Raw genomic sequence first — 15,787 nt, forward strand, 5'->3', positions numbered from 1 at the left:
CGACCCCCCGACTGATCCGAACGTTCTCGATGGCTGAACTCCGTACACAACCGGCTTTGGGCCGCATCCGCCAGGTCCACATGGTGGGCATCGGCGGCATCGGCATGAGCTCCATCGCCGAGGTGCTCCTGAACCGCGGCTACACCGTGACGGGCTCGGACCTGGAGCGCAGCGACGTCACCGAGCGCCTGGAGGCGGAGGGGGCCACGATCCACGAGGGGCACGCCGCTGAGCAGGTGGGCACGGCCGACGTGGTGGTCTACTCCAGTGCCGTCGACCCCGACGAGAACCCGGAGACCCGCGAGGCCGAACGCCGCCGCATCTCGCTCATCCCGCGCGCCGAGATGCTGGGGGAGCTGATCCGGATGAAGTTTGGCGTCGGCGTGGCCGGCACCCACGGCAAGACGACCACGACCTCGATGGCGGGGCTCGTGGTGGCCGAGGGGGGCTTCGATCCGACCGTGATCGTGGGGGGAAAGGTGACGGCCTTCGGCTCCAACGCCATCACGGGGGAGGGCGATGTCCTTGTGATTGAAGCCGACGAGTACGACCGCACGTTCCTGCGCCTGACGCCGTCGCTGGCGGTCATCACGAGCATCGAGGAGGATCACCTCGACGTGTACGAGGACCTGGCGGCCATCCAGGCGGCCTTCACGCAGTACGCCAACAGCGTGCCGTTCTTCGGGGCGGCCATCCTGTGCCTCGACGACCCGAACGTGCAGGCCATCGTCGGCGACGTGGAGCGCCGCGTCGTGACCTACGGCACGACACGCCAGGCGGAGGTGCGGGGCGAGAACGTCCGGCGGGAGGGCATGACGACCCGGTTCGACGTGGTGGTGCGCGGAGAGCGCCTCGGCACCCTCGAGCTGCACGTGCCGGGCCTGCACAACGTGCGCAACGCGCTTGCCGCCGTGGCGGTGGGCCAGGAGCTCGAGATTTCGTTCGAGCGGGTGCGCGACGGGCTCGGCACCTTCACCGGCGTCCGCCGCCGGTTTGAGAAGAAGGGAGAGGTGGGCGGCATCACGGTGCTCGACGACTACGCCCACCACCCAACCGAAATTGAGGCGACCCTGGACGCGGCCCACCAGGGCTTTCCCGACCGCCGTGTCGTCGCGGTCTTTCAGCCGCACATGTACTCCCGCACTCAGAACTTCATGGACGAGTTCGCCCGCGCCTTCTTCAACGCCGACATGCTCGTCCTGACCGACGTGTACGGGGCGCGCGAGACGCCGATCGAGGGGGTGAGCGGCGGGCGCCTGGCTGAGCGGGCCGAGCAGTTTGGGCACCGGGCCGTGCACTACGTGCCGGAGAAAACCGACCTCCCGGGCCGCCTGCAGGAGCTCGTGGGGCCGGGCGACGTCGTTCTGATGCTGGGCGCGGGCGACATCTGGCGCGCGAGTGAGGCCTTCGTGGAGCTGCTTGAAAACGGTGGTGAGACAGAAATTGAACGCGACTGAATTTTGATTGACGGTGTGATGCGTGAGGCGTGACGTGTGAACCACGATGCGTGAGAACAGGGCGTTCGCCCCCTTCACGCTTCATGGTTCACGAATCACGAATTCCCCGGCCGTTTCAACAAGCACGACGACCATTTTTCGACACTCATGACACGGGACCAAACTGCGACATTTGGACGCCATGCCCTCCGCCTCGCGGGGAGCGGGCTCCTCGTGGCGGGCGTCGTGGCGCTGGGCCTCCTGGGCTGGCAGTGGCGGGCGGACGTGACGGTGGACCGGGTGGCCGTGACCGGGGCGCAGCACGCCCCGCCCGACACGCTGCGCCGCCTGGCCCGGGTGGGCCGCGGCACGGCGATGAAGGCCGTCGCGCCGATGCTCGTCGCCGACCGGGTGGCCCGCCACCCGTGGGTGAAAGAAGCGACCGCCGAGACGCAGTGGATGCAGGGCGCCCTGAGGATTGCGGTCACCGAGCGCACCCCCGCGGCCCTCGCGGTGGACGCGCAGGGCCGTCCGGCCTACTACCTCAACCGGAGCGGCCACGCGATGCCCCTGCCCGACCGTGCTGGGTACGACGTGCCGCTCGTGCGGGGCCTCGAGGCGGAGGCCCCCTGGACGCAGCCCGACACCGCACAAACCCCGTCGTCGCTGCGTCGGGTGCTTCGGGCCCTTCCCGAGGCGGGGGTATCCAACCTCGTGGCCGAGATTGAGATGCAGCCCGACGATGCGATCGAACTTACGACGACCCCGATCGGCCCGCACGACGCCCTGCCGGTGCACCTCGGGAGCGGCAGCGTGTCCCGAAAACTGCGCACGCTCCGCGCCTTTGCGCGCCAGGTGCTCGCGTCGTCGCCGGACGAGCCGATCGAACGCATCGACCTCCGCTTCGATGGACAAGTGGTCACCCGAACGCGCCCGCTCGACGGATGATGCATCCGATCCGGTCTTCATCGTGCGCTGTGATCTGCTCAGTGATGAGTGACGCGCGAGCCGCGGGACGGCACGCGCCATCGCGCATCACGAATCACGACTCAGCCTGACATTGATCCCCCAAACTGCCATGAATGAAAACATCGTCGTAGGAGTCGACATCGGCACGACCAAGGTCTGTGCCGTCGTCGCCGGCAAGGATGACCTCGACCGCGTGAACATTCTTGGGGTGGGCATGGCCCCCTCCGACGGCCTCAACCGCGGGGTGGTGGTCAACATCGACCGCACCGTGGCGGCCGTTCGGGAGGCGGTGGAGGAGGCCGAGCGGGCCGCCGGCGTGGAGGTGCAGAACGTGGTCGTGGGCATCGCGGGCGACCATGTGCAAAGCTTCCAGACGCGCGGGGTGGTGACGATCAACGCCAACGAGATTACGCAGAACGACGTGCAGCGCCTCCTCGAGGACACGACGCACGTGGCCCTGCCCGCCGACCGCGAGATCCTGCACGTCATCCCGCAGGAGTTCATCGTGGATGGGCAGGACGGCGTGGCCGACCCCGTGGGCATGAGTGGGGTGCGCCTGGAGGCGGACGTGCACATCATCACCGGGCTCGTCTCCGCCGCCAAGAACATCTACCGGTGCATCGAGAAGGCGGGCTTTCGGGTGTCCGACCTGGTGCTGGAGCCGCTCGCCTCCTCGTTTAGCGTGCTGCACGAGGACGAGAAGGAGGTGGGGGTGGCCCTCATCGACATCGGCGGCGGCACGACCGACATTGCCGTCTTTGAGGACCACACGATCCGCCACACGGCCGTCATCGCGGTGGCCGGCGACAAGGTGACCGACGACATCCGAAAGGGCCTCGGCGTGATGCGAGACCAGGCCGAGCAGCTGAAGCGACAGTTCGGCGTGGCCCTCGCCGAGGAGGCGGACTCGGACGAGAAAATCGAGATTCCGGGCATCGGCGGGCGGGACGAGAAGACGATCGGGCGCGACGCCCTCGCCCAGATCATTCAACCGCGCCTGGAAGAGATTCTGGAGATCGCGGCGATGGAAATCAAGCGCAGCGGCTACGGCCGGCACCTGGGCGTCGGGACCGTGCTGACCGGGGGCGGGTCGCTCGTCCCCCACACCGACGAGCTGGCCGCCGAGGTGCTCGGCATGGAGGCCCGCGTGGGGCGCCCCATGGGCCTGAGCGGCGGGCTCGTGGAGGAGGTGAGCGACCCCAAGTTCTCGACCGGGGTGGGCCTCGTCCTCTACGGCATGCGCCCCGACATCATCGGCGGCACCACGCTCTCCGAAGAGGTGCGGGCCCACCAGAACGGGCAGGCCGGCGGCGACACGCTCATGGCCCGCATCGCCAACCGCATGAAGGCCTGGTTCGACGAATTGTAAATCGGCGGTGACGGGCAGGGGGAACGCCCAACCGTTCCGCCAACCTGTTCCCACGCCGCCCGCCGTCTACGGTCAGACCCACACGCCATACCCACTTAGCACAACACCACTTCGACAGGCCGGCACGCACGCGCTTGGAGCCGCTCACTTCAGGCCCGCCGGGCTGTGCTCTCATACTCTCAACACCACAGACCCACTGGAGGGACCATGGACCAAGACTTTAGCTCAAAATTTTCGTTCGACGATGCCGCAAACGAGGAGGCCAAGATCTGCGTCGTCGGGGTCGGCGGCGGGGGCGGCAACGCCATCAACAACATGGTGCAGAAAGGCATCCACGGCAGCGTGGAGTTTATTGCCGTCAACACCGACTCGCAGGCGCTTAGCGAGAACCGCGCACCCCAAAAAATTCAGGCGGGCCAGGACCTGACCAGTGGCCTGGGGGCCGGGGCGCGGCCCAGCGTCGGGGCCGAGGCCATCGAGGAGAGCAGCGAAGAAATCCGGCAGGCCCTCGACGGCTACGACATGGCCTTCATCACGGCCGGCATGGGCGGCGGGACCGGCACCGGCGGCGCGCCCGTGGTGGCGGCCATCGCCCGCAGCCTCGACATCCTGACCGTCGCCATCGTCACCAAGCCCTTCGACTGCGAAGGGTCGCGGCGCATGAACACGGCGCAGGAAGGCATTGAACTGCTGCGCGAAAATGTCGACACGCTCATCGTCATTCCCAACGAGCGGCTGCTCGACATTGCCGACCCGGACACGAGCCTCATCGAGGCGTTCGAAAAGGCCGACGAGGTGCTCTACAACGCCACCCGGGGGATCAGCGACCTGATCACGGTCCACGGCCTGATCAACCTCGACTTCGCCGACGTGCAGACAACGATGAAGGACGGCGGCACGGCCCTGATGGGCTCGGCCACGGCCACCGGCGAGAACCGCTCGGAGAAGGCCGCCGTGCAGGCCATCAGCAGCCCGCTGCTCGACGGCCTCTCCATCGCCGGCGCCACCAACGTGCTCGTCAACATCACCAGCGGCCCGTCCCTCGGCATCCGCGAGGCCACCCAGGCCACGAGCGTCATTCAGAAAGAGGCCGGCGAGGACGTGGAGGTCATCTTCGGAACCGTCATCGAGGAGGACATCGAGGACAAGCTCCGCGTGACCGTCATCGCCACCGGCTTCGACCGCGACGAGGAGCCGGCGGACGCGGGCGACGACGGGCGGCGCACGGTGCCGCTGGAAGACCAAAGCGAGGACGACGACCCAGCGGACTACAAGGGCGAAACCAACCTCCGGCAGCTCGACACGCCGGCCTACGAGCGCCGCAACGCGCCCCTTCGTTCCGAACCGTCGGAGGACGAGCCGACCGACGAGACCGGCGAGGAGAGCGGGGACGACACTCCCAACATCCGTCGCCTAGAGGCCGACGACCTGAACGAACGGACGGACCGCGACGAGCGCTCCCGCTCCGACGAGGAGACCGACGACGACACCGACACCCCGGCGTTCCTCCGCAAGATGATGGACTGAGTAGCGCCGGAGCGCATGCCTCGAGCAGAAGGGGACCGCCGTGCGAACCCCGACTCGATCCGTTATGTCTTCGTCGAAAGCCGACCCCCAACCGCATCGAAAAGTGGGCCCTCCAGCCCCACCACAGGCCGTCCGGCGCCGCGGCGGGACACTGTCCTCGTTTGGGGCAGACCAGGTCCTGTCGGGTCTCGTCCCGTCGGCCGCCCGGATGCCTGATCGCAGCGTTTGAGCAGCGTTGCGGTGCTGTGGTTGTGCACGAGAAGTCCTGGGAGGTCCCCAGCGGCTTCTGTGTCGCACGCGAGAGCCACGCCCGGCCCTGCGCCGGCGCGTGGCTTTTCGTGTTTGGGAGGATGGGGAGGGGGCCGGCCGAGCGGAATCCCGGCCCCGTCCCGCGGAACGCGCTTTCGCGGAACGTCCTCTCGCAGAAGGGCTCTCGCCAGCGGCTCCCCCCCGGACGGCCGCCGCAACCTACTGTGCGGCGACCCGGTCGGCGGCCCGGCGGAGGGCCGCGTGGGCGTTCACGACGGCACCGGTGTCGGAGAGCGTGCCGAACGGAACGGTCTCGCCGTCCCCGGGACGAGCGACCGTCCGGTTTCGGTAGGGGGTCGCCGTCTCGAGGATGATGGTGCGGACGTCCGTGGCGGTCAGGGACGGGTAGTGGGCCATGATCAGGGCGGCGAGGCCGCTCACCATGGGGGCCGCCATGCTCGTCCCGTCGTTGCGCTCGTACGCGTCGTCGGGGACGGTCGAGTAGATGGAGTGGCCCGGGGCAAAGACGTCCACCCGCTCCGCGCCGTAGTTGCTAAACGAGGCGGCCAGCGTTTCGCCCCCTTCCCAGGAGGAGGCCCCGACTTCGATCCATCGCTGCGCCCGGCCGCCGTCTGCGTAGTAGGGCGACGGGAAGTTGTCGGTCGAGTCGACGTTCGCCCCGTCGTTGCCGGCGGCGTGGACCATGAGGACGCCCATCGAGTCGGCGTACTGCACGGCGGCGTCGACCACGCCTTTGTGCGGGGAGTACGACTTGCCGAAGCTCATGTTGATCACGTCGGCCCCGTTGTCGACCGCGTAGCGGATCGCGTTGGCGACGTCCTTGTCGCGCTCGTCCCCGTTCGGCACCGCACGGACGGACATGAGGCGCACGCCCCGGGCGACGCCGTCGATGCCGATTGAATTGTCGCGGGTGGCGCCGATGATGCCCGCCACGTGCGTGCCGTGTCCGGGGTCGGGGCCCTCCGCGTCGTTGTTTCCGTACCGCCGTTCGGTCTTGTCCGCGTAGTCGTCGCCCACGATGGGGCGCGGATTGAAGTCGGGATTGTAGTTGTATTCGACCTGGCGCTCCAGCTGGTTTTTGTAGTCCTTGAGGTCGGAGGGGGAGAGGTCCTGATCGTAGAAGTATTGCAGGGTCTGCTGCGCCCGACGCACATCGCGGCGGGAGCTCGTTACCGATCGGACGGCCGACTGGGTAAGGCTGTCCGTGCCGAGGTGGGACTTGAGCACGTCCACGGACGCCTGCACGGCCTTCTGGGCCTTTCCGACCTTTGCAAGCCGCTTGCGGGCCTCGCGTCGTTTCTTCCGAAACGTGCGCTTGATGTCCTGATACCGGCGGTACCGGTCCCGAGCGTCGGGGCCGACGCGTGCCGAGTCGACCCCGGCGAAGCGCTCCTGAAGGTTCACGTAGATCCGGGTGAGCTCGTACGTGTCCTGCTCTACGTTCTTGCCGTCGGGGCCGCCGATGAAGTTCCACCCGTGCACGTCGTCGACGTAGCCGTTGCCGTCGTCGTCGACGTCGTTGCCGGGGATTTCGTCGGCGTTGGTCCACAGCTTGGCCGCGAGGTCCTCGTGGTCGGTGTCAAGGCCGGAGTCGATAACGGCGACCTGGACCGTGTCTTGGGGCGGCCGGCCCTGAAGCACGTCCCGGTAGGCCGCCCGTGTGTCGAGGCCGGGCCCGCTTCGTGGAACGCGGTCGAGGTGGTACCAATCCTGCGGGGCGCGAGAGGGGGCCGGCGGCGGGGAGTCGGCTGCCTGGGTGGTCGTGTCCGGGGCCGCCGAGTTGGATGGCGCAGGGGAATCGGAGGTCGTCGGCGTGGTGGGGGGGCGGCTCCCGGCGCAGCCAATCAGCAAGAACGCGAGAGCAAGCGTCGAGAGGAGCGCGGTGGGCTTCATGGAGCGGAGGGTCCTGACGAGATGGAGGGGACGGGGGGCTACGCGACGATCGGGCCCTGCAGGTCGCGCTTCAACTCGGGCGGGAGGCCGAGGTGCTCGTCGCGGAAGCCGCCCAGGTCGTCGAGCGTTTCGCTGGAGAGACGCTGCGCGAGGGCGTCGATCGCGGGGCCGCCCATCAAGAGGGGGAGGTGGGTAAGCAGCAGCTCGTCCCCTTGGCAGTGCGCGATGACCTGATACTCCGTAAGCTCGTCCCGGGGCGTGCCGTGCACCACGCACTGGCGCGTCCAGTCGGCCGGGTCCCGCGAGTCGGCGTCGAGGAGCCGCCCGGTGCGGGCGGCCAGGTCCACGTGCTCGGACAGGTACGCCTGACACCGGCGCTTCGAGGGTTCGGAGAAGGACTGCCGCATGTCGGCGTGGCAGTCCATACAGATGGCGTACTCGAAGACGGTTTCCTGCACGTCGTAGGCCTCGTACTGGCGGTAGCCCTTTTCGACCAGGTACTCGGTGGGCCCGTCCAGCAGGGGCGCATCGCAGGCGAGGCACGTGGCGATCGGGTCCCCGGTCTCGATGGAGTGAAGGGACTCGGGGATGGGAATCCGTTCGGGAAGCACAGTCGAGGCCCGGTGCGTGGGGGGAGCGTACGAGGGCACCGCCTCGCTTGAGGCAGTGCTCCCTTGTAAATGCGAGCGTTCGGGAAGGTTCAGCGGGGCTCCCGCCGCCCTGAATTGAGCCCCGTGGGCTTTTGTTGAGGAGACCGAGCGCCAGAGGGCGATCCGAACACCGAAGAGGGCAGCGTGTAATTTCATCGCTCGTCCACATGGAGGGATCTGTAACGGACCGCCCAATCCTCATGCACGTCCTCGTGGTTCCGTCCTGGTACCCCACCACGGAGGCGCCCCTGAACGGGATTTACTTTGCGGAGCAGGCCCGTTGCCTGCAGTCTCGTGGAATGAACGTGGGGGTGGTCTACCCGGAGCACCAAAGCCTGCGTCGATGTGCGGCGACCACGCTCCGGCGCAAGCACTGCCAGACGGAATGGACGACGGACCACGGGATTCCGACCCTCCGCCGGTACGGGTGGAACGTATGGTGGCGTTTCCCGCCCGGCCTGCGGTGCCGGATCCGCAGCGCCGTGCGGCTCGCGCGCAGGTACGTGGAGCGGCGCGGGGTTCCGGACGTGATTCACGCCCACAGCGCCCGGTGGGCCGGTGCGGCTGCAGCCCGGATGAGCGATGCGCTCGGGGTGCCGTACGTGCTGACCGAGCACTTTAGCGGCTTCCAGCGGGGAAGCATTCTGCCGTGGCGTCGGCCGCTCGTGGACCGGGGACTCCGCCACGCGAGGGGCCTCGCGGCCGTCAGTACAGGCCTCAAAGAGGCCCTCACGGCCCGAGACGGCATCGAGTCTCAGAACGTGGCGATCCATCCGAATCCGGTCCGTGCCTCGTTCTTCACGCGGCCCCCCGAGGGGCGTCCGTCGAGCCCGCCGTTCCGATTCGTGACGGTCGCGGGGCTCAATCCGCGAAAAGACATAGGCGGACTGCTCGAGGCCTTCGCGCAGGCCTTCGGGGCCTCGAACGGAGCCTCCCTCACCATCGTGGGCGAGGGGCCGCGGCGGGCGGCGCTGGAGGCGCGGGCGCGCAGGCTCGGCGTTGCAGACCGCGTTGCTTTTCGGGGACGACAGGGCCGCTCGGGCGTGCGGAGGGCACTCTGGGACGCCCACGCCTTCGTGCTGCCAAGCCGGCACGAGACCTTCGGCGTGGCGCTCGTGGAGGCGATGGCGACGGGGCTGCCCGTTGTTGCGACCCGGTCTGGAGGGCCCGAAGACATCGTGACGACGGAAACGGGGCGCCTCGTTCCCCCTGACGCGCCGGCCGCCCTCGCCGGCGCCCTCCGCTCGATGCGGATGCGGTCGGGCGCACACGATGCCGGGCGCATCCGGGCACATGCGGTGAACCACTACGGGCCGGCGCCCTTCGTCCGGCGCACGCACGCATTCTACCGCCGCGCCTGTGCTGCCTAATCGGGGCGGTTCCGCTCCTCTTCTGCTTCTGTCATGGTCGACCTTCGTATTACTTTGTGGGGGGCGGTGGTCGGGGGACTCTTGCTTCTGGCCCCCGTGGGGGCGGTCGGGCAGGTGGGCGATGGCTTTGATCCGGGGTGGTACGACCCCGGAGCCCCCCATCTCCAGATTGGCGTTACCACCGACGGGGTGTACCGCGTCCCGGCGGAGGCGCTGGAGGGGGCCCTCCCGGACGGGACGAGGCTGGCCGACATTTCTCCGGGGACCATCCGGCTCCTCGAAAACGGGGAGGAGATTCCGATCCAGGTTGAAGGGGCGGCGGACGGGACCCTTGATCCCTCGGACACAATCACGTTCGTGGGCCATCGAAATCGGGGCACGGATGAGCTTTGGGCCTACGACGGAGACGCCGCGGCGCAGAGCAGCGCCTACCGCAGCCTCTACAGCGACACGACCCACTACTGGATGACGTGGGGCGGGAAGGAGGGGCGTCGGTACGCGGAGGCGTCGCCGGGCGCGTCCCCCACGACGACGGCCCTCCGCGACACGGCGCGCATCGAGCGGGACGAGACGTACTACTTTGGGCGCCCGGGCAGCACGGGCAATCCCCTCTACACCGAGTCGGAGGGGTACTACTGGCGCCAGTTTCGGCACAACGACACGTCGCCCCGTTCGGCCACCTATGCCCTGCCGGTGGGGCGGCGGGCGGGCACGGGCGCGTCGCTCGACCTGCGTCTTCGAGTGGACGGCGCGTCCAGCTCGTGCCATCGCGTCGAGGTGGAGGGGCGGCTCCGGCAGCCGGGCGGCTCGCGCGCCTTCGAGTCGATCGCGACCGTGGAATGGAAGAACCTCGCCCGGCGGACGATCGAGGCGTCCGTCGCGCAGGACCGCATTCCCGACGGGGGGCTGGAGCTGCGGCTCACCTCCTACAACGACGGCTTCTCGGGCGATCTCGACTGCCCCGACCCGTCGAGCACGCCCAACGTCGTGCTGTTCGACTGGGCGGAGGCGGCCTACACGCGGACGCTCGCGGCCCGGGCCGACGATGCGCAGCGCTTCGTGCCCCCCACGGCCGATGCCCGGACCGTCGCCCTGACGGGCCATTCGGGGGACACGGTCCACGTGTACAGCCCCGCCGGTGCCCGCCGGTACGCGGCGCCCGTGGAGGGGAACACCGCGTTCGTACGGGCGAATCCGTCGACGGCCCGAGCGCCCCACTGGGCGGTGGGGGCGGACGGCTACAAGGCGCCCGCCGCCATCCAGTCGGACGCCCCCAGCAACTGGTCGGACCCCGACGCCCACGCGGCCGACTACCTGCTCCTCACGACCGAGGCGCTGCTCCCCGCCGCCCAGCAGTTGGCCGACTACCGCCGCTCGCACGACGGCTATGAGGTGGAGGTGGCCCTCGTGCAGGACATCTTCGACGAGTTCGACTACGGCCGGCCCACCCCCATCGCCATTCGGCGCTTCGTGCGGTCGACGCAGGCGTGGCCCACCGCGCCCGAGTTCCTTTCCATCTTCGCCGATGCCCAGTACCCGATCCGCGACGGCTCGGTCGGCACGCTCTACCCGGAGTGGAGCGTCCCCTCGTTTGGCTACGCGCCCTCGGACGGCTGGTTTGCGATGCAGAGCGACGGGCCCGACGACTGGTCGGAGCTCCTCGCCGTGGGGCGCATCCCGGTGCGCTCGGTGGCGCAGGGCGAGCTCTTCGTGGACAAGCTCCAGACCTACGAGGCGGCGCCCCTGCAGCGGTGGCAAAAGCGGATGCTCCTCCTCGCGGGGGGGACCACCGAACGCGAGCAGGATCGGCTGCAGAAATATTCTGACTGGTGGGGGGAAATCGCGTCGGACACCGTTGCCGACCCGGAAAACCGGAGCTACACGGGGCCCGTCCACACCGGGGCGGACACGCTCCGGTACTACAAGAACGTCAACGATCCCCTCGACGCCAGCTTTCAGGACTCCCTGGCCGTCGATTTGGAGCGGGGGGCCGGGTGGCTCAACTACTTCGGCCACTCGGGGGCCCAGACCTGGGAAATCGTGACGGACCCGCCCGCCGAGTTCGACAATGCCGGCCGGCTGCCCGTCGTCGTCTCCCTCGGCTGCCGCACCGGGTCGTTTGCGGGCGGGCGGTTTGAGGAAAAAAGCGCGCCGTCCCTGGGCGAGCAGCTCGTCGTGGGGGCCGTGCGGCCCGACGGCACCCCGCGCGACGGGGCCCTGAACGGCGGCATCGCCCACTTTGGCGAGTCGGCCCTGGGCAACCTCGTGCCCTCGGCCCGCCTCAACGACGCCCTCGTGCAGCGCGTCTTCGTCGACACGATGCGCGTGCTCGGGGAGGCCATTCGCGCGGCGAAGGCGGAGATTGACGCCGACTTCGGGAGCAGCGACTTCTACGTGAAGCACCTCCTGCAGTACGGACTGATCGGCGACCCGGCCACGACCCTCGCCCTGCCTGCCAAGCCCGACCTGCACGTCTCGCCCGACCTGATCGCGACGGAGCCCACGGCCCCGGTGCCCGCCGACGAGCTCACCACCACGGTCCGGGTGCAGAACCGCGGGCTCATTCCCGACGACAGCGTCAGCACCCGGCTGACCTGGGAACAGCCGGACGGACGCACGACCCGGCGCACGCGTCGCCTCGATCGGTTTGCGCTTGAGCGGACGCTGTCGTTCTCGGACTCTCTGGACGAGCGGGCCGTCGGAACCAATACGTTCCGCGTTACGGCCGACCCGACGAACGAGTACGAGGAGGCCAACGAAACGAACAACACGGCCGAACGGAGCCAGGTGGTGTTCGACGCGGGCGTCTCGCTCCTCGCCCCAAGCGATTACGGGACGGTGGATCCCGAGCAGCCGTCGCTGGAGGTTGTCGTCTCCGGCCCGGCGACCGATCGGGAGACGGTTGTGCTCCAGCTCGATACGGTGCCCGACTTCTCGTCGCCGGCCCGGCGGGCGGCAAGGCGGGCGGTGGACGGGCTGCGCGGCACGTGGGCGCCCTCCGGCCTGGCTGCCGGCACGACCTACTACTGGCGCGCCCGGCTGGCCGGGGGCGACGCGGAGGCGTGGCGCACGGCCCGATTCACCGCGGCCCCCGACGGGGGCGACGGCGCCTGGCTTCAGCGCGGCCAGTTCTTCGCAACAAATGAAAACACCCGGCTCCAGCGCACAGATCAGTCGTGGCAGTTTGGGACGTATGCCCGAAATGTGCTGGTCTTCTCCGAACGAGGACAGGGATCCAGGACAGACGGATTTGTCGTTGATGGGACCTCCGACTACGAGTATCTGAAGTTCGGATTCGGAGTGCTCGTCGTCGATGGCCTCACGGGCGAGGTGCGGGGAAGCGAGTCGTTTCCGACCTATGATCTCCCGACGCAGTGGGAGGACTATCTGAAAGAGAGGGGAGAATTTATCGGTGATCAGCAAGAGGCGATCGACGCCCTTGCCACCTTCCTCGATCAAGTGCCCGACCAAGGGGATTACATATTCGTCCGTACCCGACACCTCGCTCGACAAAGCAACGCATCGATTCCGCAAGAGGTGAAGTCCCTCTTCCAAAACTTGGGATCGTCGGCCATCGACACCCTCACGTACAACCACGTTTGGGCGTTGAAGGCCCGAAAGGGAGAATCGGGCGAAACCGTCGAACGGGTCTCTCCACCCTCGGAGGCGGATGAGGTAAATGAGATTGCAATCGAAGCAGAACCGGACTTCCCCCATGCCTCCGGAGCTACCCTCTCCCCCCGGATTGGGCCCGCCAGTGAATGGGGACTGGTTCAGTGGGACGGAGCAGTCTCGGACGCGGCGGACGCACTTGAGATCGACGTGCTCGCTGCGGACTCGACCGTCCTCCTCGACGATCTCACCGGGGGGGCGGGGGAGCAGTCCCTTGAGTCGGTTGACGCGACGGCGCACCCCTACCTGTACCTCCGCGCTACGCTGTCGGACACGACGGCCCGGACGGCCCCGCAGCTCGACCGGTGGGGGGTGTCGTACACGGGCGTTCCCGAGCTCGTGCTGGACCCGTCCGGCCTGGCCGCGCTTCCCGACACGGTTCGGCAGGGGGAGCCCGCCACGGCCGCCCTGCCCGTCGTCAACGTCGGCCCGGTGGAAAGCCGCCCCGTTCGCGTCCGCGCACTCTTGGAGGACGCCTCGAATGTCGCCACCCCCGTGCTCACCGACACGCTTTCGGCCCTCCCCCCCAATGGCGGCCGGGATACAACCGCCCTCGACGTGTCGAGCACGGAGGTTCCGGGCGACAACGTGCTCCGGGCCGAGGCGACGACCGACGGGCCGCCGGAGCGCCTCCCGAGCAACAACACCGCCGTCCGAAACCTCTACGTGCGAGCGGACGAGGAGCCTCCGTCCCTCCGCGTGCTGGCCAACGGGCGAGAGCTCCCGCCGACCTCCGACGACGTGACCAACCTCCAGGCCCCCGAGCTGCCGTTTGTCTCGACGGAGCCGACGCTCGAGGTGCTCGTGCGCGACGACAATCCCTACCTTGCCCTCGACGACACGAGCTACGTCGACGTGTACCTGAAGGGCGGGCTGCCCAGTCGCGGGCCGGGCCTGGGCAGCGACTTTCGGCGCATTTCCTTTGCCGACGACGCCCTGACGCTCGTGCCGCCGGACTCCGGCACCGCCGACCCGCTCCGGCTCCAGTTTGAGCCCAGTCTGGCCACGCGGGACTCCACGTACACCCTGAAGGTGGAGGCCGAAGACACGCGCGGCAATGCGGTGGAGCCCTATCAGGGCAGCTTCCGCGTGCAGCAGGCACAGGTGATCCGGGACGTGTACCCCTATCCCAACCCGATGAACACCCACACAACATTTGCTTTCCGGGTGGAGGGCGGGCGGAACGAGGCGCTTCGCGACTTCGCCCTGCGCATTTATACCCTGTCCGGCCGCCTCGTGCGCCAACTAGAGGCCCGTCACCTCGACAGCCCCCTGCGTGTCGGGTGGAATACGCTGCGCTGGGACGGCCGGGACGAGGACGGAGACCGGGTGGCGACCGGCGTGTATCTCTACCGGGTACGCATCGAAGGCGACGATCAAACGTTCCGGGGCGATGTCGAAAAAATCAGCGTCATCCGGTAGGGGGCGCCCTGTGCGCGCTGCCGCGAAGCACGTCACGATAGAGTTTCGTGAGGCGCTCGCCCATCTCGGCCCAGCGATACTGCGACGCGGCGGCGCGGGCGTTTTCGGCGCACCGTCGGTATCGCTCTGGATGGGCTTGCCATTCGTCGAGCACGTCGAGCACCGCCGCCGGATCCCCCGGTGGCACCACGGCGCCGCACCCGTGCCGCTCCACGAACCGCCGCCACAGCGGAATGTCTGAGCAAATCAGGGGCAGGCCGTAATGCAGGTATTCGTAGAACTTCGTGGGGATCGAGCCCGCGTGGTTGGGGTGCTGTTCGAAGAGGGCGAGGCCCATGTCGGCCCGGCGGCGATGAGGGGGCATGGCTGAGGGGGACACGTAGGTGTCCCAGCCGACGCGCTCCATCACGGTGTGGAGCCCTTCGTTCCGAATCTGGGCCTCTGCTCGGGCGCGCTGGTGCTCATAGCGACAGATGCCGACGAGGTTGATCGTCTCCGGACGTCCCTGGCGTTTCACCATGGCGGCCAGATCGGTCATCGTGTGGAGGCCGCGTCGGGCCGAGAGGGTGCCGGTGTAGAGCAGGCGCGTGGGGGACGTGCGGATCGGTGCGGCCTCCTCCGAACGCTCGTCCCCCCTCGGGCGGAAATAGTTGGCGATGTAGGTGTGAGGCACCGCGTAGCCGTTCAGGATGGACCGGTAACTCGCCTCCGCAATCAACACATGATCAAGCCACCGGAAGGCCCAGCGCTCCAGGCCGCGAAGCGTCCGGCCCAGCACGGCGCCTTTCGAGCGGTAGTTCTCGTGCATGTCGTAAACGATCTGGGCCCCGGTCGTCGTTTTCAGAAGGAACGCGAGAGGCAAAAGCTCCGGGTCGTGAACCTGGTACAGATCCGCGTTTAGCGCCTGCGCCATCCGGAAGGCAGTGGGATGGAGTGCAATCCGCCGCCAGCGGGCCGGGGGCCGGGGGAGGGCGTGAATCGAGATGCCCTGCACCTGTTCGGTGCGGCCGTGGGGAGCAATGAGATGCGTGTCGAAACCGGCGTCGCGGAGTGAGGCAAGCTGCTTGTAGAAGATGCGCGGGTCGAACGGCTGGTGCACCGTTGTGACGTGCACGATGCGGTCCGGCTGTGCAGTCATGACCGTGACGCTCTCGCTGAGTGGGCGTCGAAATACGCTGTCCCGTGCCTAGGCCTGTGGACAAGACGCGG

The 15,787-nt window shown here is 68.4% G+C and carries 9 protein-coding genes; 6 read left to right on the plus strand and 3 right to left on the minus strand.

The window, feature by feature from the left end; translation table 11 throughout:
• The first annotated feature begins 29 nt into the window (after window positions 1-29).
• The 4 genes from murC (at window position 30) to ftsZ (ending at window position 5,301) form a co-directional block, all read left to right on the plus strand.
• Window positions 30-1,457: a UDP-N-acetylmuramate--L-alanine ligase gene (murC, locus tag OJA40_RS10940; protein WP_208426812.1), complete on the plus strand. Its 1,428-nt coding sequence runs from the start codon at window positions 30-32 to the stop codon at window positions 1,455-1,457.
• 147 nt (window positions 1,458-1,604) lie between these two features.
• Complete coding sequence (locus OJA40_RS10945) at window positions 1,605-2,384, plus strand: cell division protein FtsQ/DivIB (protein ID WP_263810632.1); 780 nt, start codon at window positions 1,605-1,607, stop codon at window positions 2,382-2,384.
• Between the two features lie 130 nt (window positions 2,385-2,514).
• A complete protein-coding gene (gene ftsA, locus OJA40_RS10950; protein ID WP_208426810.1) occupies window positions 2,515-3,774 on the plus strand; it encodes a cell division protein FtsA in 1,260 nt (419 codons plus the stop codon).
• 207 nt (window positions 3,775-3,981) lie between these two features.
• The gene (gene ftsZ, locus OJA40_RS10955; RefSeq protein ID WP_263810633.1) at window positions 3,982-5,301 is read left to right on the plus strand and encodes a cell division protein FtsZ; all 1,320 of its coding nucleotides are present in this window, start codon (window positions 3,982-3,984) and stop codon (window positions 5,299-5,301) included.
• A 468-nt stretch (window positions 5,302-5,769) separates the two neighbouring features.
• Here the strand turns inward: ftsZ and OJA40_RS10960 are convergent, their stop codons facing one another.
• On the minus strand, window positions 5,770-7,464 hold the full coding sequence (locus OJA40_RS10960) for a S8 family peptidase (protein ID WP_263810634.1): 1,695 nt from the start codon (window positions 7,462-7,464) through the stop codon (window positions 5,770-5,772).
• A gap of 38 nt (window positions 7,465-7,502) precedes the next feature.
• Window positions 7,503-8,114, minus strand: coding sequence for a hypothetical protein (locus OJA40_RS10965; protein WP_263810635.1), 612 nt, complete (start codon window positions 8,112-8,114; stop codon window positions 7,503-7,505).
• Between the two features lie 167 nt (window positions 8,115-8,281).
• Between OJA40_RS10965 and OJA40_RS10970 the strand changes: the two genes are divergently transcribed.
• Entirely contained in the window at window positions 8,282-9,484 is a 1,203-nt protein-coding gene (locus tag OJA40_RS10970; RefSeq protein ID WP_263809170.1) for a glycosyltransferase, read from the plus strand.
• Between the two features lie 33 nt (window positions 9,485-9,517).
• Entirely contained in the window at window positions 9,518-14,578 is a 5,061-nt protein-coding gene (locus OJA40_RS10975; RefSeq protein WP_263810636.1) for a C25 family cysteine peptidase, read from the plus strand.
• On the opposite strand, the gene OJA40_RS10980 is transcribed toward OJA40_RS10975, so the two are convergent.
• The gene (locus OJA40_RS10980) at window positions 14,568-15,716 is read right to left on the minus strand and encodes a glycosyltransferase (protein WP_208427080.1); all 1,149 of its coding nucleotides are present in this window, start codon (window positions 15,714-15,716) and stop codon (window positions 14,568-14,570) included. The genes OJA40_RS10975 and OJA40_RS10980 overlap by 11 nt on opposite strands.
• Window positions 15,717-15,787 lie beyond the last annotated feature (71 nt).

It is taken from the genome of Salinibacter pepae, assembly GCF_947077775.1.
GTDB classification, from domain to species: domain Bacteria; phylum Bacteroidota; class Rhodothermia; order Rhodothermales; family Salinibacteraceae; genus Salinibacter; species Salinibacter pepae.